16 protein-coding genes, 1 tRNA gene and 2 pseudogenes are annotated in these 16,560 nt (G+C 68.2%); 7 read left to right on the top strand and 12 right to left on the bottom strand.

Features of this window, described 5'->3' with window-relative positions; all coding sequences use genetic code 11:
• Positions 1 to 109: 109 nt before the first annotated feature.
• A complete protein-coding gene (locus tag NI25_RS19785) occupies positions 110 to 742 on the bottom strand; it encodes a SigE family RNA polymerase sigma factor (RefSeq protein WP_078884670.1) in 633 nt (210 codons plus the stop codon).
• 331 nt (positions 743 to 1,073) lie between these two features.
• A complete protein-coding gene (locus NI25_RS19775; RefSeq protein WP_061443717.1) occupies positions 1,074 to 1,400 on the bottom strand; it encodes a hypothetical protein in 327 nt (108 codons plus the stop codon).
• Positions 1,401 to 1,762: 362 nt separating this feature from the next.
• Between NI25_RS19775 and NI25_RS19770 the strand changes: the two genes are divergently transcribed.
• The gene (locus NI25_RS19770) at positions 1,763 to 2,656 is read left to right on the top strand and encodes a bifunctional DNA primase/polymerase (RefSeq protein WP_061443716.1); all 894 of its coding nucleotides are present in this window, start codon (positions 1,763 to 1,765) and stop codon (positions 2,654 to 2,656) included.
• Positions 2,657 to 2,916: 260 nt separating this feature from the next.
• Here the strand turns inward: NI25_RS19770 and NI25_RS37745 are convergent, their stop codons facing one another.
• The 5 genes and pseudogenes from NI25_RS37745 to NI25_RS19765 form a co-directional block, all read right to left on the bottom strand.
• Complete coding sequence (locus NI25_RS37745) at positions 2,917 to 3,354, bottom strand: DUF488 family protein (protein ID WP_078884669.1); 438 nt, start codon at positions 3,352 to 3,354, stop codon at positions 2,917 to 2,919.
• On the bottom strand, positions 3,351 to 3,947 hold the full coding sequence (locus tag NI25_RS37740) for a DUF488 family protein (RefSeq protein ID WP_199560976.1): 597 nt from the start codon (positions 3,945 to 3,947) through the stop codon (positions 3,351 to 3,353). Before NI25_RS37740 ends, NI25_RS37745 begins: the two co-directional genes overlap by 4 nt.
• Before the next feature lie 14 nt (positions 3,948 to 3,961).
• Positions 3,962 to 4,630, bottom strand: coding sequence for a dual OB domain-containing protein (locus tag NI25_RS37735; RefSeq protein WP_199560975.1), 669 nt, complete (start codon positions 4,628 to 4,630; stop codon positions 3,962 to 3,964).
• A 160-nt stretch (positions 4,631 to 4,790) separates the two neighbouring features.
• Positions 4,791 to 5,205, bottom strand: a pseudogene (locus NI25_RS40785) (formylglycine-generating enzyme family protein).
• 570 nt (positions 5,206 to 5,775) lie between these two features.
• Complete coding sequence (locus NI25_RS19765; RefSeq protein WP_061443715.1) at positions 5,776 to 6,561, bottom strand: aminotransferase class IV family protein; 786 nt, start codon at positions 6,559 to 6,561, stop codon at positions 5,776 to 5,778.
• A 215-nt stretch (positions 6,562 to 6,776) separates the two neighbouring features.
• On the opposite strand from NI25_RS19765, the pseudogene NI25_RS37725 reads away from it, so the two are divergent.
• Positions 6,777 to 7,568, top strand: a pseudogene (locus NI25_RS37725) (IS5 family transposase).
• A 50-nt stretch (positions 7,569 to 7,618) separates the two neighbouring features.
• Here the strand turns inward: NI25_RS37725 and NI25_RS19755 are convergent.
• Complete coding sequence (locus tag NI25_RS19755; RefSeq protein WP_061443713.1) at positions 7,619 to 8,095, bottom strand: DUF6281 family protein; 477 nt, start codon at positions 8,093 to 8,095, stop codon at positions 7,619 to 7,621.
• A 706-nt stretch (positions 8,096 to 8,801) separates the two neighbouring features.
• Between NI25_RS19755 and NI25_RS40500 the strand changes: the two genes are divergently transcribed.
• Positions 8,802 to 8,936 carry a hypothetical protein gene (locus NI25_RS40500; RefSeq protein ID WP_267484633.1) on the top strand — a complete coding sequence of 45 codons (135 nt, stop codon included), beginning with the start codon at positions 8,802 to 8,804 and terminating at the stop codon, positions 8,934 to 8,936.
• Between the two features lie 117 nt (positions 8,937 to 9,053).
• Here the strand turns inward: NI25_RS40500 and NI25_RS19750 are convergent.
• Both NI25_RS19750 and NI25_RS19745 read right to left on the bottom strand, forming a co-directional pair.
• Positions 9,054 to 9,138, bottom strand: a tRNA-Ser gene (locus NI25_RS19750).
• Positions 9,139 to 9,201: 63 nt separating this feature from the next.
• A complete protein-coding gene (locus NI25_RS19745; RefSeq protein ID WP_061443712.1) occupies positions 9,202 to 9,792 on the bottom strand; it encodes a TetR/AcrR family transcriptional regulator in 591 nt (196 codons plus the stop codon).
• Positions 9,793 to 9,863: 71 nt separating this feature from the next.
• Here NI25_RS19745 and NI25_RS19740 point away from each other — a divergent pair, with 71 nt between their 5' ends.
• Entirely contained in the window at positions 9,864 to 10,757 is an 894-nt protein-coding gene (locus NI25_RS19740; RefSeq protein ID WP_061443711.1) for an NADP-dependent oxidoreductase, read from the top strand.
• Between the two features lie 78 nt (positions 10,758 to 10,835).
• On the opposite strand, the gene NI25_RS19735 is transcribed toward NI25_RS19740, so the two are convergent.
• A complete protein-coding gene (locus NI25_RS19735; RefSeq protein WP_061443710.1) occupies positions 10,836 to 12,392 on the bottom strand; it encodes a S1C family serine protease in 1,557 nt (518 codons plus the stop codon).
• A 262-nt stretch (positions 12,393 to 12,654) separates the two neighbouring features.
• Here NI25_RS19735 and NI25_RS19730 point away from each other — a divergent pair, with 262 nt between their 5' ends.
• From NI25_RS19730 to NI25_RS19720, 3 genes are all read left to right on the top strand, one after another.
• Positions 12,655 to 13,491, top strand: a complete 837-nt coding sequence (locus NI25_RS19730; protein ID WP_061443709.1) for a glycerophosphodiester phosphodiesterase — start codon at positions 12,655 to 12,657, stop codon at positions 13,489 to 13,491.
• Positions 13,492 to 13,762: 271 nt separating this feature from the next.
• Positions 13,763 to 14,401 (top strand): ATP-binding protein, encoded by a 639-nt coding sequence (locus tag NI25_RS19725; RefSeq protein ID WP_061443708.1) that lies wholly within the window; start codon positions 13,763 to 13,765, stop codon positions 14,399 to 14,401.
• A gap of 171 nt (positions 14,402 to 14,572) precedes the next feature.
• Positions 14,573 to 15,538, top strand: a complete 966-nt coding sequence (locus tag NI25_RS19720) for a DUF5926 family protein (RefSeq protein WP_061443707.1) — start codon at positions 14,573 to 14,575, stop codon at positions 15,536 to 15,538.
• 244 nt (positions 15,539 to 15,782) lie between these two features.
• On the opposite strand, the gene NI25_RS19715 is transcribed toward NI25_RS19720, so the two are convergent.
• Entirely contained in the window at positions 15,783 to 16,514 is a 732-nt protein-coding gene (locus NI25_RS19715; RefSeq protein ID WP_233520752.1) for a hypothetical protein, read from the bottom strand.
• Positions 16,515 to 16,560 lie beyond the last annotated feature (46 nt).

Below are 16,560 nucleotides of genomic sequence, written 5' to 3'. Positions count from 1 at the left end.
GGATGCGCTGATTCTGCGCACATACCGCGTGGTATGTCACTAGTCCCGGGCGATCGATCAGTGGGCGTGAACGGACCCGCGATCCCGCCGAGGGTGTGTACGGCCCGGCTCAGGACCGGACAAACCCCAGCTCAGGGTCCTCGCGGAGCTTGCCGAGGGCCCGGGAGACCGCCGACTTCACGGTGCCCACGGAAACGCCCAGCACTTCTGCCGTCCGGGCCTCGCTCAGGTCCTCGTAGTACCTGAGGACGACCATGGCACGCTGCCGTGCGGGCAGCTTCATGATCGCCCGCCACATCGCGTCGTGCAGGGCCTGCCGCTCCGCCGGGTCGTCGCCGCCGGGCACGGGCTCCGGCTCGGGCAGCTCGTCGCAGGCGAACTCGTCGACCTTGCGCTTGCGCCACTGCGAGGTCCGCGTGTTCAGCAGCGCCCGGCGCACATAGCCGTCCAGGGCGCGATGGTCCTCGATGCGCTCCCAGGCCACGTACGTCTTGGTGAGCGCGGTCTGGAGCAGGTCCTCCGCGTCACTCGGGTTCGCGGTGAGCGAGCGGGCGGTACGCAGCAGCACCGGCCGGCGGGCCTTCACGTACGACGAGAACGACGGGTACGGGAAGGTCTGCGTCCTTGCTGTGGCCGTGGCCAGGGCCGGGCCGGTGGCCACGACCGGGGCCGGGGGCGGCGCCGCGGCCGGCGCCGTGGCGGTGGCGGCGCTCGAAGCGCTGGTGCAGACGGGTGCGGTCATGGCTCAACGCTATGAGCGAGGGGGTACCCGGCGGATCGGCCGCAGGTCCCGAAGGAGAGTCCCCCTCAGGTTGTAGGGGTGGTGTTGGCCCCACCTCCTGTAGGTGGAGCGGGGGAGCAGGGGTACTGCGGGTTGCCCCCTGGGGGTTGGCCGGGGGACGGGCGAAGGGTTCGCCCGGGCGACGGAGGAAGGGGTTGCCCGGGGACAGGCGGAAACGCCGGGGCGACGGTACCGAAGTACCGCCGCCCCGGCGCACTGCGACCCCATGAAGCACACCCGCACAAGGAACCGAGGGGCCGGCGCGGCAGCGCACCCGCGCCGGGCCCTCAGCTCACCACCACAGCGGGGAGAAGCTGACGGCCACGTTCTCGTTGCCCTGATTGATCGCCGTGAACGCGGAGCCGTCGACCTGCGCGGTGTTGCTCTGGTTCGACGCCCCCGAGCCGACCGCCTGCTGCTGCGTGGTGGACGAGTTGCCGTTGTTGTCGTCGCCGACGCCGCTGCCGAGGATGCCGGCGTTGGCGCTGGCGGCGGTCGCGCTGGATCCGTCGTCCGCGAAGGCGCCGTTGTCCGCCGTCGCCACCCCGCCGAAGAGAGCGGCGGCGAGCGGGAGGGCGACGACGGCGGCGACGACACGGGCGGTACGGATGCTTGCCATGTTGTTCCTCCAGAACAAGTGCGCACCGGCTTCAGCCGACAACGCGAGAAGTACGTGAACCGGGACTTGTGCCAAGGCAGTTGGCCGACCGCCTCGACGCTGTGCACGACGTCGCGTGATCAGAATTGCCCAGCGGACCCCGGCGAACCACCCCGGAAGCATCGATTCGCCCTCAAGCGTGAGGACAAGTCGATAAACCCCTTTGCTTCCCTTTCGCATCACCCGCCCACAGCACGGACAACCCCACCCCAAGCCCCACAAGAGGTGAAGCGTTCCGCCACTTTTCCTCCCCGCCCCGCCCTCCCCGGCGCGTCGCGCCCGCCGCCCTTCCCTTTGTCGAACATACGTACGAACATAGACCCATGGCCACCACCGACCGGCAGGCCACGACGCTGGCCCTCGCACACGCCCTGTCAGCCGCGGAACGCGGACTGGCGGTCATCCCGCTGGCCCGGACCAAGCTCCCCGCGCTGCGCTCCCCCCACCGTCACGCCCCGGCCCCCGAGCCCGTCACCTGCCACGGCGAGTGCGGCCGCTTCGGCCACGGTGTCCACGACGCCTCGACCGACCCGGCCCGCATCCGCGCCCTGTTCGCCGCCGCCCCCTGGGCCACGGGTTACGGCATCGCCTGCGGCCTGCCGCCGCACCACCTGATCGGCATCGACCTGGACAGGAGGCCCGGAGAGCCGGAGACGGGCTCCTCGACCGCCCTGCGCGAACTGGCCCTGCGCCACCTGTTCACGATCCCGCCCACGGTCGTCGTCCTGACCCCCGGCGGAGGCCGCCACCTGTGGCTGACCGGCCCGCCCGGCCACGTCGTCCCCAACTCGGCCGGCCGCCTCGCCCCCGGCATCGACGTCCGGGGAGCCGGCGGCTACCTGGTCGGCCCCGGCTCCCGCACCCGCCACGGCACCTACACCACCGCCCCCGGCACGTCCCACCTTCCCCCGGCCCCCTGCCCGCCCGCACTGCTCCGGCTGCTGCTGCCGCCTCCCGTACGGCGCACCGGGGGCGGCGGCTCGGGTTCGGGCGAGCCGGTGACGGGCGGCCGGGGCCTCGTCCAGTTCGTCCTCGCCGCACAGGAGGGCCAGCGCAACACCCGCCTCTTCTGGGCGGCCTGCCGCGCCTACGAGAACGGCATCGGCCCGGCCCTGCTGACCCCCTTGCTGCAAGCCGCCCGCACCACGGGCCTGACCGACCGCGAGGCCCGCGCAACCATCGCCTCGGCGGCCCGCATGACGGGCCACCACACCTGACCGCCCCCCACACACACGGCATCCGCCACACGACGCACATGACAGCGGCCCCCGACCGTCAACACTGGTCAGGGGCCGTCAATCACCGCGGTGGGTGTGGGATTTGGACCCACGGTGACTTGCGCCACGACGTTTTCAAGAGCGTCGTCGGTACAGCAACCTACGCGCCTGTGACCAGCAGCTTCTCACTTGCGGGCCTACCCTGCTGGGCCTGTGGCCCACACATCGTCCGGCAAGAGGCTCAGGTCACTCACAGATGGTCAAACGAGATGCTCGACCGTGACGCCTTCCCAACGCTGTGCCAGGTACTCCGCCACCAAACGGCGGTGACAGTGATGGGGGGTGTCTTCGCTACAGAGCAGGACGGAGTTGCTGAGAAGTTCCTGCGAAATTACGTGCGAGATATCCCGCTGCTCCATGAGTTCTAAGAATCGAGCCTCATACGTATCCCAGCCTGAGCGCTTCTTTTTGTAATCATCAAGCATGGGTTGCGTCGGCGCCAAATTGGGCTTATGGACGTACGCCATGCCGCAGATCTCGCGCAGAAAGTAGGCGAGATCGTCCCTTTTGGCGAAACCTGAAAGTTGCGACACATTATTCAGGCGAATATCTACGAGGGTTGTCGCCCCCGTCCCAATAAGCAAGTCAAAGAACTTTTTTGCAGGTTTCTTCGTGAAGCCGATTGTATAGATTTTCACACGTCTGCCATTCTATCGAGCTGAGGCGTTTCACTGACGTACGCAATTTCGCTCTCCTGGCGACTGAGAGCCTCAGCCAGCCGTTCGTCCGATGTACGGAACAGCTCATCCTGCTCTAGACCAAATTTGGCCATAAGACGTTTCATAGCAGAAGCGTGGGTTTCAATCCGCCCGTCCGCATGAATATGTTGGACCTCAAGCCTCCGGGAAGAAAGAACTCTCGCAACCAGAACCGTTCGGTGGCAGCTCAATGGGTCACCCTCAGTACACATGATGGCGATACGCTCGGTTTTCGCTCCTCTTTCCAAGCGGTCGATACCGAGTCGAAACTCTCGGGTCTGAGCAAGGCGGTGGTATTGCACTCGACCATCAACGTAACAGCTAGCGTCCCTTGTTCGGGCCCCGAGCTCTTCACCGAGAAAGACGTACTTCAGGCCCCTATCACGTAGAGCACTTTCCAACGAGCGCTGATTGAATTGCGGTGCATAGCGGCTCGCGGGAATCGATCTCACATCAGCCACCGCCGTGATCGCGTTCTGCTGAAGAAGCCGCATGAATTCTGGCAATTGATGCGTGGAGTGACCAATTGTCATCACTACATTTGGAGTCATTGCCTATCACCCGATTCGAGTTCGGAACGCTCGATTATAGCAGCTACGAACTTAAATAGATACCCATGCCACTCCTTGCCCAGGCTCACGGTAATAAAGGACTCGCCCAACTTGTGACGCCGATATCCCTTTGCTTCCATAATTTCCTCATACACGGGGTCGGTCAGGTTGATCGCGTAATCGCGTCCCATGTAGTCGAAATGTGCGAATAACCCCGAACCGTCTCCCTTTATTTCAACGGCGTCGACTCGTATAAGTACAAGCGAGCCCGAGACCTCGTCCTGCCGAGAAACGGGAATCTTATTATTTAGACCGCCCCACGTGGAGTACCCGTCGATCCATAGACTCTCAGGCTGTTGTTCCAGCCCGTTGAGTTCCTCCCAACCAATCCGCCCCACCTTTTCCCATCTCACGGTATGGTCAAACAACCAGTTTTCTCGCTGGAAGTCGCTGGGCTTTCTTTCGGTAAGGCGCAGCTTTACGACGTCCAGCACTTGAGGCTCAACCTTGCCTACGTACTGCCGCTCGATGGCCGAGACTTCCTCATTTAGTCGACGACTAACGGGTCGCATCCAACTTTTCGAAACGACTTCCATGCCAGCCACACAGCGGCCGCCATTCTTCCTGGAATTTGCTAAACACACCATCCGGACAGTCTTTTCCACTTGCCCCCCAAACATTGTGACCAGCATCTTTTACCGTCGGCACTTCGATCGTTAAATCGCTACTCGAAACATGAACCCCTCAAGAACCCCCTCAGAATTCGACCTCAAATACGTCGCCAAGCCCTCATGCGCCAGTCCCTATTGTCGACCTCGGCACTGTCTACTCACGAAAGCTAATGTGTTCTGGCGAGGCTACGCAACGAAATCCTATATCGTCGTCCTGCATATTGACATCGACGTCGTTAGGAAAGGCGGGCATCCCCCGGAACAACGGGCTTGTGAAAGCACTACCGCGGAGTTCGTGCCGGTCTGGTGCCGTCGGCGTCGCAAGCCATTCCCAGACATTGCCCACCATGTCGTAGACCCCGTACGGCGACATGCCGCTGTGGTACCGAGAAACGGACGTCGTGACTTCTACGCCGGTCTCTCGGACATTGAACTTCGCCGCGGTCTTCTGGTCGCCCCCACGGGAACGTGCGCCCCGACCTGCCGCGCGCCGCCTTTTCCCACTGTTCGGCTGTTGGCAGCGATTTCCCCGCCCATGTCGCGTACGCATTCGCGTCCCGCCACGTCACGTGCACAACGGGGTGGTCTACAGCTCACGGGGACATCGACCCTTTCCCAGTGCTCGGGTACCGGGTGCTGAGTGGCTGCGCAGAACCTCGCGTAGTCGGCGTTGGTGGTCGGGAAGGTGTCGATGTGGAAGTCATCCACCCACACCGGATCGTCATCTTCCTCCGACAGGAAGATTCCTCCCGGGATATACGCCATTAGCTTCCCGTCTCCCGGATGCTTCACGTATTCGCCGCTGCTCGTCTGATCCTCACTCCGCTCGATAACGGCTTGGGTGGGGATGTCATCTGCCGCGAGAATGCCTACGAAACGCCCCTGAGCATCCAGCTCGGCCTTGGGGAGCAAGGTGTCAAGAGCCGCCTGATTGACCATGCGCAGTGTGACTTGCTCGCCGTCTGCCTCCCATCGGGAGACGATGCGGTCGGAGACGCCGAGTTTTTCTGCGAACTCCATGAGACTCATGCGTACGGCTTCGCACAGCGCCCCAACTTCACGTCCGGTCCATTTTGTAACGAGTGGCATGGGCTACCTCTGTCGTGGAACGCGCCCCTGGCAAGGGCGGTGAGCACGCGTTACAGGCGGTCGCCGGGAATTCCGGCGTACCCCTCACGCAGTGCGGCGAGCACGGGGTGGTCCTGGGAGAACTGAACGTCATCAAGAGCGCTCAGCGCGCGCACACCAATCGTGGTGTTCGTGGCAAAAGCTGCCGCCATGTTCGGAACGTCGGCAAGTTGTACCGGGGCCGTGACTTGCTTGGGAGCATCAAGGCTCTGGAGCAGAAGCATCGTCGTGCCGGGTAGAACGGGAGCGTCCGGCCAAATGACCGTGCCGTCCTGGTCGACGAATCCGAGATTCCAGGTGCCGCCCTCTGAGACACGGCCGTCCGGTTCGACGAACACCGCGTCATCGAAGCCGGCAAGCTGAGCCTCCCGGCGAATCCGGAGTTGCGAGTGGAGTCCGATGTGCTTCACGGCCGCGCTGTCGCGGGTGAAAGTGAAGGACTTGGCCGCGAGCGGAGGCGGCAGCATAGCGCCTGCCGGCCGCAAGTTCACCAGGACATGAGGGTCCTTGGCGCCGCTCGGACGGCCCATGTCGATCGCAGGGTCATAGATTGTGACTCGGAGCCCTGCGACGCCCTCAACGCCCTCAACCGCCTTGCGGATGTACTTCAGGGTTCGCTCGCGGTCCAGCTCGACACCGAAGACGAGTCGGCAGTCTCGCACCAAGCGGTCCATGTGGAGCGACAGGCCGCGGATCGTGCCGTCCTCCATACGGATGGACGTGAAGTGTCCGTAGTTCGTGAGGGCGAGAGCTTCGAGTTCGTCCAGAGTGACGGGCTCGCCGTTGAGTTCAGCCATGCGGCCAGTCTTGCAGTCCCTGACGCTGCGTCAACACCCCGTCCAGCAATTGGAGTTCGGATTAGTTCGGTGCAGGGGCGGCGGGAGTACGTACTCCCGGAGCGTTTATCGGGACACGCTTAGAGCTCGTAACACGATCTTGTTGAACAGTCCGGGTCGGTCGTGACCGGTGTGACGATTCGGCCGTTCGAGATGGTGTAAGTACCCGGCCGTGGATAGTGGACGATGACTCGTGGGCGCTGATCGAGCCGCTCCTGCCGCCCTGGCCCGAGAAGGCGCCTGGTCCACGGCCGGTGCCCGACCGGCTGGGCCTGCAGGGCATCCTCTACGTACTGCGCAACGACATCGCCTGGCAACTACTGCCCGTGGAACTGGGGTTCGGCTCGGTACAGACCTGCTGGCGGCGCCTCGAGCGATGGCAGCAGGCCGGACTCTTCGACCAACTGCACCACGTCCTGCTCGCCAGGCTGCACGCGGCCGGCGAGCTGGACTGGTCCAGAGCCTGCGTCGACGGTTCGCACGTCCGCGCCAAAAAGGGGGAGCCGACACCGGTCCGTCGCCGGTCGACCGGCGGAAGACGGGCAGCAAACACCACCTGATCTGCGACGGACGCGGCACCCCGCTCAAGGTCATCACCACCGCGGCCAATGTCAACGACGTCACTCAGACCCTCGCCCTGGTCGACGGCATCCCACCCATCGCCAGCCGCCCGGGCCGAACCCGCCGCCGCCCCGAGGCCCTCCTCGGAGACAAGGGCTACGACTCCAACCCCAACCGCTGCGAACTGCGCAAGCGCCGGATCCTGCCGGTCATCTCCCGCAAGGGCAGCCCAAACATCAAGGGCCTGGGCAAGCTCCGCTACGTCGTCGAGCAGACCTTCGCCCTCCTCCACCAGTTCAAACGTCTCGCCGTTCGCTGGGAACGCCGCACCGAACTCCACGACGTCTTTCACCTCCCTCGCCTGCAGCCTCATCTGCTGGAGACGCCTGAAGAAGGCCAACGCATGATCGTTTCACGAGCTCTCTTCGCAGGAGAACGCCTTTCCTGCGGGCCCGCGTCACTCGGTGGTCGGGTCCAGCTCCTCGGCTTTGAGCAGTTTCCTTAGCTCTGGCAGGGTCTTCTTCGAGGTCTGCTCGATGTAGAGGGTGCCGCCGGCCGGATGGTCCACGGTCACGGCGTCGACAGGGTCCACGCCTGCAATCGCGTACACGATTACCGGCTCCGAAGTCGGTTCCTGCTCATCGTCATCGGGGGTGTCGTTGCACCCAGGGGTGGTGCCCGTGCCCAGCCGTTTGCCCGCTCTGACGTCGACGCTCTCGCCTTCGTCATCAGGGTGGAGTCCGTGGCCGAGATAGGTGTGGCTCCCATACACGAGCAGAGCCTCGCAGGAACTGTCTGCACCACTTTGCGTGGTGCCCGCCCCAGCGCAGGACGTGGACATGATCAGGATCGCAGCCACAAGCGCCGCCCGCACACTCGTGGAAGCCGCCATCCTTCCGCGCGCCGTCCAACCGACCGTCTGCTTGCCCGTCATGAACCGACCTCCCTCAACTCCCGTAACCGCCGCCTGCCGAACCTTCGACGCCACAGGGCCGCGAAAGGTTCGCTCCTGTCCTACGGCACGCTGAATGTTGTTGAACGATCCTCGGCTGGACCTTCGACGCGGCTGCCAACTGTCGGGCTTAGCCCTGCGGGTGCGGCGCAAACCCGGCGCCCTGTCGAAAGGCCAGACCTTGCCGCTCCGGTCAGAGCGCCGGCAGCGGTTGCCCTATGCCCACACTGTCGCCGTCCACGGTCATGGCTGAGACTTCAAACGCCATGAACGGCCGGATCATCCCCGGTCCCTCACAACCAGGACACCGCAGCAAGATCTTGTTACGGGTTCTAAGGATGTCCATATTGCGGCGTTTTGGGAAGGCTATCTAGCCTGGTCACGCAGTTGGGGACTGTATGCGACCCATTCGACTCAGCACCACGGCTCTGCCAACTCAAGGAGACGCCTGCCACGACTCCTCGATGCAGCAGGTCAATCGGCGCCCGAAAATGCGAGATCGAATTTGTTTATCCCCGGATGTAGGTCACTATGACCCACACCACACAGAGAAACCCACCCCCGCCGAACAGGTTCCTAGGCGTGCACGGCAGGGGCGGGTTCCGAACCTCTTGGAGGCCCAAGGATGAGTGTGTCCCTTACCTCGTGGGATCTGTCAAACCACGAGACAAGGTCAAGACTGATCATCGTGATCGTTCTCGTCATGATCGCATGGCCATCGATGGGCGCGGTCGCGGCTGCTTACACCGACGCCGTTGCTTTGGCGTCCTTGCTGATCACAGTCGTCGGTACAACAGCCAAGAACAACAACCGCACCAGCTGACCGTGCCCTTCCCGTGCCCGTTCAATCGGGAATCAGCGGGGAACCGCGGTTACTGACGGGCAAAGCGCACGGCAGCGGCCCCCGACCAACCTGCTGGTCGGGGGCCGCTTACCTGCGCGGTGGGTGTGGGATTTGAACCCACGGTGGCTTGCGCCACGACGGTTTTCAAGACCGTTCCCTTAGGCCGCTCGGGCAACCCACCCTCGCACCGTCCCGCCGGGGGCGGAGCGGGTACAGCCTACCGGCAGCGTCCGGCGGGCGGGGCTCACGTGCGGCGGGGAGGGCGGGCGGCCTCCCAGGCGGCCTCGATCATCGGGAAGATCTCGTCCAGGGCGGCTTCCGGATCGGGAGCCTCGCGGGACAGCGAGTAGGCGTCGATCACGAACCGCGCGAGGGTGCGGGCGGCCGTCTCGCTCCGGGTCAGGCCGGGGTCGGCGGCGATGGCCCGCGCGAGGGCGTCCGCGTGACGCAGGCGGACCGCCTCGTCGTACTTCCGCAGGGCGGGGGACGCCTCGATCATGCGCCAGACCGGGGCGGCACCGTCGGCGGTGCAGTGCCGCACCAGGGCCAGGACCTCGCGGCGGAGCGCGGGGATGAGCGGCTCGTGCGGGGACCGGTCGGTGACCGCCCGCGTGAGGCGGTGCTCGAAGTCCTCGTCCTGCTCGAAGACCAGCGCCTCCTTCGAGGCGAAGTGGGAGAAGAGCGTGGTGACGGCCACGTCGGCCTCGGCGGCCACCTCACGGATGCCCACCGCGTCGTACCCGCGTTCCAGGAAGAGCCGCAGCGCGGTGTCGGCGATCTTCTGGCGGGTCGCGGCCTTCTTGCGCTCACGACGGCCGGACTGCTGCACGGTCATGCCCGGCAGGCTAGCAGGTACGAAACAATAACCGTTAGGAAAAGCTATCCGTTAGTGCTACGTTCGGCGGCATGAAGAAAGTGAGCTTCGCCGAGTTCGGCGGTCCGGACGTTCTGCAACTCGTCGACGCCGAGGAGCCCCGTCCGGGCCCCGGCCAGATACGCGTCGCCGTGCGCGCGGCGGGCGTGAATCCCGTCGACTGGAGGATCAGGGAGGGACAGGTTCTGGGAGCCCATCCGATCGAGTTGCCCTCGGGGGTCGGAATCGACGCCGCCGGGGTCGTGGACGAGGTCGGTGAGGGGGTCGTGGGGGTGGAGATCGGCGACCGGGTGTTCGGCGAGGGTTCCAGTACCTACGCCGAGTTCGCCGTGCTCGGGGCCTGGGCGCGGATGCCCGAGGGGCTGTCGTTCGAGGAGGCGGCCGGGTATCCCTCCGTGGTGGAGACCGCGCTGCGCGTCGTCCGTGAGGTCGGCGTGCGCCCCGGACAGACGCTTCTGGTCAGCGGCGCGTCGGGAGGAGTCGGGTCGGCGGTGCTGCAGATCGCCCGTGACCGCGGCATCAGGGTGATCGGTACGGCCGGCACCGCGAATCAGGAGTACCTGCGCGGACTCGGCGCCCTCGCCACGACGTACGGCGAGGGCTGGGTGGAGCGGGTGCGAGGGCTCGGTCCCGTCGACGCGGCTCTCGATCTGGCCGGGGCGGGTGTCGTTCGCGAACTCGTCGAGCTGACCGGGAACACCGACAGCGTCGTAAGCATCGCCGACCTCGGGGCGCCCGAGTTCGGTGTGCGGTTCTCCGGGGTGGCCGGAAGCATGTCGGCGGCGCTCGCCGAGGCCGTCGACCTGATCGCGCGGGGCAGGCTGCACATCCCGGTCGAGAAGTCGTACTCACTCGCCGAGGCCGCGGCGGCGCACGTCGACAGCCAGGCCGGTCACGCGCGCGGGCGCCGGGTCATCGTCATCTGACCGCCCGTACAACGCACTTCGCCACCGGGCGGATGCCGGTGGCGAAGGAGGCGGCGTCGTGCGGGGGAGCGGGGTGGATCAGTCGTCGCCGACCTTCGAGCCCAGGGTGACCTCGGTGGTGTGCTGCTTGCCGCCGCGCTCGTAGGTGACCGTGACCTCGTCGCCGGGCTTGTGGGTCCAGATCTCGCCGATCAGGGTCGGACCGCTGTCGATCACCCGGTCGTCGAGCTTGGTGATGACGTCACCCGGCTTCAGGCCCGCGTCGTCGGCCGGGCCGCCCTTCTCGACGGGGTCGGAGCCGCCCACACCCTGCTCGGTGAGCTTGGCACCGTTCGTCGTCTCCTCCAGGGAGACGGAGGCGCCGATCTTCGCGTACACCGGCTTGCCGTTCTCGATCAGCTGCTGGGCGACGAACTCGGCCTGGTTGATGGGGATCGCGAAGCCCAGGCCGATGGAGCCGGCCTGGCCGGTGCCGAAGCCGCCGTTGCCGGTGGACTGGATCGCGGAGTTGATGCCGATGACGTTGCCCTGCGCGTCCAGCAGCGGCCCGCCGGAGTTGCCCGGGTTGATCGACGCGTCGGTCTGCAGGGCGCTCATGTACGAGGCCTTGCTGTCGGCGCTGCCGTCGCTGGAGGCCACGGGGCGGTTCTTGGCGCTGATGATGCCCGTGGTCACCGTGTTGGACAGGCCGAACGGGGCGCCGATGGCGATCGTCGAGTCGCCCACCGCGACCTTGTCGGAGTCGCCGAGGGGGAGGGGGTTCAGGTCCGAAGGGGCGTTCTCGAGTTTGATGACCGCGACGTCGTAGCCCTGGGCGTGGCCGACCACCTGGGCGTCGTACTTCTTGCCGTCGGGGAAGGTCGCGCTGAGCTTGCCGCCGTCGACCGCCTCCGCCACCACGTGGTTGTTGGTGACGATGTGGCCTTCCTTGTCGAAGACGAACCCGGTGCCGGTGCCGCCCTCGCCGTTGCTTCCCTCGGCCTGGATGGTGACCGTGCTGGGCAGCGCCTTGGCGGCCACCCCGGCGACGGTGCCCGCGTCGCGCTTGACGGAGCCGCCGGTGTCGGAGGCGGAGACCGTGGTGGAGCCGTTCCCGTCGTTGTTCCTGGCCAGGGTGTAGCCGAGGCCGCCGCCCAGGCCGCCGGCGACCAGCGCGGCGATCAGGACGCCGGCGAGCAGACCGCCCCGTCCGCGGCCGGGCTTCGGGGCGGGCTGCTGGTACGCGGCTCCCCAGCCGCCCGCTCCACCACCGGCCCCCTCGCCCGGGCCGTCGCCGTGACCGAAGCCGTCGCCGCCGCCCGCGCCGTACGCCGGGGTCTGCGCCGGGGTGCCCGGCGGCGGGGGCGGGGGCCACGAGGCGTCGGGAGCCGTGGGCGTCCGGGGGGCCTCGCCGCCCTGGGGGGCCGGCTGGTCCTGCGGCGCCTGGTGCGCCTGGGTCACCGGGGCCGGGGCCTGAGCGGGGGGAGCCGCCGGAGCCTCGGGGGCGGACGCCGGGGCCTCGGGGGACCCGGGGGCCGGGTGGGAGGTGTGCGGGGCGGGAGGCTGCGGCTGGGCGGAGGCAGCGGGAGCATCCACCGGCACGGGAGGTGCGGACGGGGCCGGGGGTACCGCGGTGCCCTCGTTCTCGGTGCTCACAGCTTCTCTCCTCGTTCCACGGCTGGTTGTCGCTCACCCTGGTCGCGCTCAGCCGCGCTCACGCGCTGCTCCACGGTCCGGCGCGACGCGGATGTGCCGGTGTTTTTGTATGCCATCAGCTTTTCCCACGGGCCGTCAGGGCACCATAAGCCGTTGCTGTGGGTCCCCGACCGTTCTTTACATAGGTCATCCAAGACTAAACGGACGCGTTGCCGATTCCGCCGATGGCACGTCTACCCGCCCGCGGTGGCACCATGACGCGGTGACCCACGCACGACAGCACCGGATTCAGGTCGTCGCCCACCGCGGAGCCTCCGAGGAGGCCCCCGAGCACACCCTGGCCGCGTACCGGAAGGCGATCGAGGACGGGGCGGACGCCCTCGAGTGCGATGTCCGCCTGACCGCCGACGGCCATCTCGTCTGCGTCCACGACTGGCGCGTCAACCGTACGTCGAACGGTCGCGGCGCGGTGTCCGCGCTCGAGCTCGCCGATCTCGCCGCCCTGGACTTCGGCGCCCGACGGACCCGGGAGTTCTGGCGCACGCGCGACGAGCAGCCCGACTGGGAGCACCGGCCCGAGGACCGGGAGGAGACCTCCGTACTGACTCTGGAGCGGCTGCTCCGACTGGTCGCCGACGCGGGGCGGCGCGTGGAACTGGCCATCGAGACCAAGCACCCCACCCGCTGGGCGGGACAGGTGGAGGAGCGACTGCTGCTGCTCCTGAAGCGGTTCGGACTGGACGCACCGGCCTCGGCCGAGGAATCCCCGGTGCGGGTGATGAGCTTCTCGGCCCGGTCGCTGCACCGGGTGCGCGCCGCCTCGCCGACGCTGCCGACGGTCTACCTGATGCAGTTCGTCTCGCCCCGGCTGCGCGACGGGCGGCTGCCCGCGGGTGTCCGGATCGCGGGCCCCTCGATGCGCATCGTCCGCAATCACCCCGCCTACATCGAGCGCCTGAAGCAGGCCGGTCACCAGGTGCACGTGTGGACGGTGAACGAGACCTCCGACGTGGACCTCTGCGCAGGCCTGGGCGTCGACGCCATCATCACCAACCGGCCGCGCGCGGTCCTGGACCACCTGAGCCACCCGGGCCGCTGACCGGCCCGACGCCCGGACCGAGACCGGTGCACCGCCCGGACCGCGACCCGCCGACCGCCCGGACCACCACCCGCCGACCGCGACCCGCCGACAGCCCAGACCGCCACCCGCCGACCGCGATCCGCCGATCGCCCGGGACGTCGGTTCGTCCGCGGCTCTTGACCCGGCGGCCCCGCTGCCCCATTCTCCGGTCTCGGCCGCACCGATCAGATCCAGCCACACGATTACGGGGAGTGCTCCGGCGCGTTCGGTGCGTGTCCGACCGTGTCGAATGCGTCACCGTACGGGGATCGGCCGGTTTCCGGCTCGGAGCGATGGGGCATCCACACCGTGGCGTGGGGCGAAGGAGGTCTCGGGGGTGGCGTTGGTGGTGGCACAGGAGGTGCCCACGTCGTCGAGCATGGCCGTGCCCCATGGCCCTGCGGGCGTGGGGGAAGCGAGACACCGCATGCGTGATCAGTTGCGCAGAGGCGGTGTGACGGAATCGGTCATCGACGACGCCGTACTGGTCCTTTCCGAACTGCTGAGCAATGCCTGCAAGCACGGCCGGCCGCTGGGCGACGCCCTGGCCGGGGACGGCGACGTCCGCGCCGCGTGGCAGGTGGACGCGGGCGGCCGGCTGCTCGTGGAGGTCACGGACGGCGGCGGCCCGACCCGCCCGGCTCCGGCGACCCCCTCGGTCACCGCACACGGCGGCCGCGGGCTGAACATCATCACGGCGCTCGCCGACGACTGGGGCGTACGGGACGACCCCCGTGGAGAGGTCACGGTCTGGGTCGTCGTCCACGGCGACGTGCGCGACCCGGAAGCCGGGCACCGCCGGGACGACTTCGCCGCCCGGATCTCGGCACCGGCGGTCTCGGAGATCCCCGGCCTGGACTTCGCGGACGCCTTCGACGACCTCGGCTGATCCGGCGGCCCGCGCCCGGAGCGGGCGGGGTGGCCGGGGCGGGCAACAGGTCTCGGCCGGCGACGGCGAGTTGTGCACAGGCGGCCCGTCGTCCACAGGGTCCCGTCGGCCGGGTCCGGAACGGCTAGGCTCGCGCCGTACGAGTAGAGCCGTAACCGGGAGACACCCACGATGGCCAAGAAGCGACCCCAGACGAAGGCCAAGCGGCCCCAGCTCGACGACGCCGAGGTCCCGGTCGTCGGCGCCCGTGAGCCCTGCCCCTGCGGCAGCGGCCGGCGGTACAAGGCCTGTCACGGCCGGACCGCCGCCCAGGCCACGACCGCGCTGGTGCAGCGCCCGTTCGAGGGGCTGCCCGGCGAGTGCGATTGGGTGGCCCTGCGGGAGTTGGTGCCGGCGGCCACGGTCGAGCTGACCCTGCGCGACGGCCTGCCCGAGGGCGTCCCCTCCGTCACGCTGGCCACGGTGCTGCCGATGGCCTGGCCCGCCCTGCGCCGCGACGACGGCTCGGTCCTGCTCGGCCTGCAGAACGACACGGCGTCCGGCGACATCAGCCGCGACCTCGCCGACACCCTCGCGCGGGCGCTGACCGCCGACCCGGGCACCCCGGTGCAGGGCCGCCGCGCTCCGGCCGACGGTCCCCGGCTGCAGGACCTGCTCGCACCCGAGGGCGCCTTCGAGCCGGAGGTGCACTCGGGCTTCGAGTTCTGGGTGCCGGACCCGGACAACGCCACGCCGGACGTCACCGCCTCCCTGGAGCGGGCCAACGCCGCGGCCATCCCGACCGTCCGGCTGCAGGGCGTCGACGCCGCGTACTGGTGCGAGACGCCGGACAAGAACCACCTTCGGTGGGTCATGCCGCACGAGGAGGAGCGCCTTCTGGACGCCCTGGCGCGGCTGCACGCCGCGGGCCGGTCGTCCCTCGGCGAGGGCACCCGCCTCGTGGGCTCCTTCCGCGCCCACGGGCTCACCGTGCCGGTGTGGGACCTGCCGAGCGAGATCACCGCGCAGGACATCGAGAAGCCCGCCGCGGAGTTCGCCGAGCGGCTCGCCGAGGCGCTGGCCGCGGACGCCCCGCTCACGCACGACGAGCGCCGGGCGCGCGGCGGCCTGACCAACCGGCAGGTCACGCTCAGCTGACGCCCGTTCGCCGACGCCGTCCCCGGCTGACCGACCGGTCAGCCGGAGCGGCGCCCTCCGGACGCGTGACTCCGGTCACAACTCCCCATGGAGACAGGCCAGTCGGTGACCGGAAACAAAAGATCGAATTTGCTAACCGCCGATCTCTTGTTACCGTTCCAGTAGCCCGGTTGCTGGTGCATCCCCCGTCGCCAGCAACCGGGTCTTTCCGTGCCCCAGGTCGGGCACTCACCGCAGTCGCCCGTCAACTCCCCGTTTGCACAGGCGAGTTGTCCCCAGTGCTATCGAAGCGCTCGGCACCCCCGCCGCTCCCGGCACGCAGCAGCAGCGGCCCGTACCCGGCCCGTCGCGCGAACTCCGCGACCGCGCTGTACCCCGCCAGTCCGCCCCGGGTCGCGCCCTCGGTGTCCGGCGGCGTCTCACAGGTTCCCGGCGCGTCCTCGGCGCTCACCGCACAGCGGATCCGCACGCTGCGCCCGTCGGGCCCCATGAGGCTCAGTACGGACTCGAGCGGGCCGCCGGTGACATTGCGGTAGTAGGTCCGCGCCCAGGTCTCCGTACCCCGGGTCAGGACACAGGTCTGCGCCTCCACGCCCGCGGGCGAGGTGAGTTCGGGACCGCAGCGCGCGGCCAGGGCGGCGCCGGGCGGCAGCGGCGGACGGGGGGACGCGGCGCCCGTCACCGTCGGGGACGCGGGCGCCTTGCCGTCACCGCCCCGGGCGGGAAGCGGGACGGCCGCCGGTGCACCCTCGCCCCCGTCGCCCGAGGGCCCTGCGGACGCCACGGCGAACGGCAGCACGACCGCGCACACCACGATGCCCGCGAGCCCGTACAGACGGATCTGCCGACGGTCCGGCCCACCACGGCGTCGCCCGGCGCGGCGCGGTCCGACGGCGCCGAGCAGCCCTAGGGCGCGGCGCGGTCCGACGGCGCCGCGCGGTCCGACGGTGCGGTGCTCCCCGGCATGAAGCGGCATGGGGCGGACGATAACGACCGGGAGCCGTCCCGGACCCGGCGCGCGC

Source organism: Streptomyces sp. CCM_MD2014 (assembly GCF_000772045.1).
GTDB classification, from domain to species: domain Bacteria; phylum Actinomycetota; class Actinomycetes; order Streptomycetales; family Streptomycetaceae; genus Streptomyces; species Streptomyces salinarius.
This window is presented reverse-complemented; position numbering and strand designations above follow the sequence as displayed.

Coding starts and splice junctions, on each gene's coding strand:
- NI25_RS19785 (WP_078884670.1), bottom strand. CDS start 742: ATGACCGCACCCGTCTGCACCAGCGCTTCGAGCGCCGCCACCGCCACG.
- NI25_RS19775 (WP_061443717.1), bottom strand. CDS start 1,400: ATGGCAAGCATCCGTACCGCCCGTGTCGTCGCCGCCGTCGTCGCCCTC.
- NI25_RS19770 (WP_061443716.1), top strand. CDS start 1,763: ATGGCCACCACCGACCGGCAGGCCACGACGCTGGCCCTCGCACACGCC.
- NI25_RS37740 (WP_199560976.1), bottom strand. CDS start 3,947: ATGACAATTGGTCACTCCACGCATCAATTGCCAGAATTCATGCGGCTT.
- NI25_RS19765 (WP_061443715.1), bottom strand. CDS start 6,561: ATGGCTGAACTCAACGGCGAGCCCGTCACTCTGGACGAACTCGAAGCT.
- NI25_RS19755 (WP_061443713.1), bottom strand. CDS start 8,095: ATGACGGGCAAGCAGACGGTCGGTTGGACGGCGCGCGGAAGGATGGCG.
- NI25_RS19745 (WP_061443712.1), bottom strand. CDS start 9,792: ATGACCGTGCAGCAGTCCGGCCGTCGTGAGCGCAAGAAGGCCGCGACC.
- NI25_RS19740 (WP_061443711.1), top strand. CDS start 9,864: ATGAAGAAAGTGAGCTTCGCCGAGTTCGGCGGTCCGGACGTTCTGCAA.
- NI25_RS19725 (WP_061443708.1), top strand. CDS start 13,763: ATGCGTCACCGTACGGGGATCGGCCGGTTTCCGGCTCGGAGCGATGGG.
- NI25_RS19720 (WP_061443707.1), top strand. CDS start 14,573: ATGGCCAAGAAGCGACCCCAGACGAAGGCCAAGCGGCCCCAGCTCGAC.
- NI25_RS19715 (WP_233520752.1), bottom strand. CDS start 16,514: ATGCCGCTTCATGCCGGGGAGCACCGCACCGTCGGACCGCGCGGCGCC.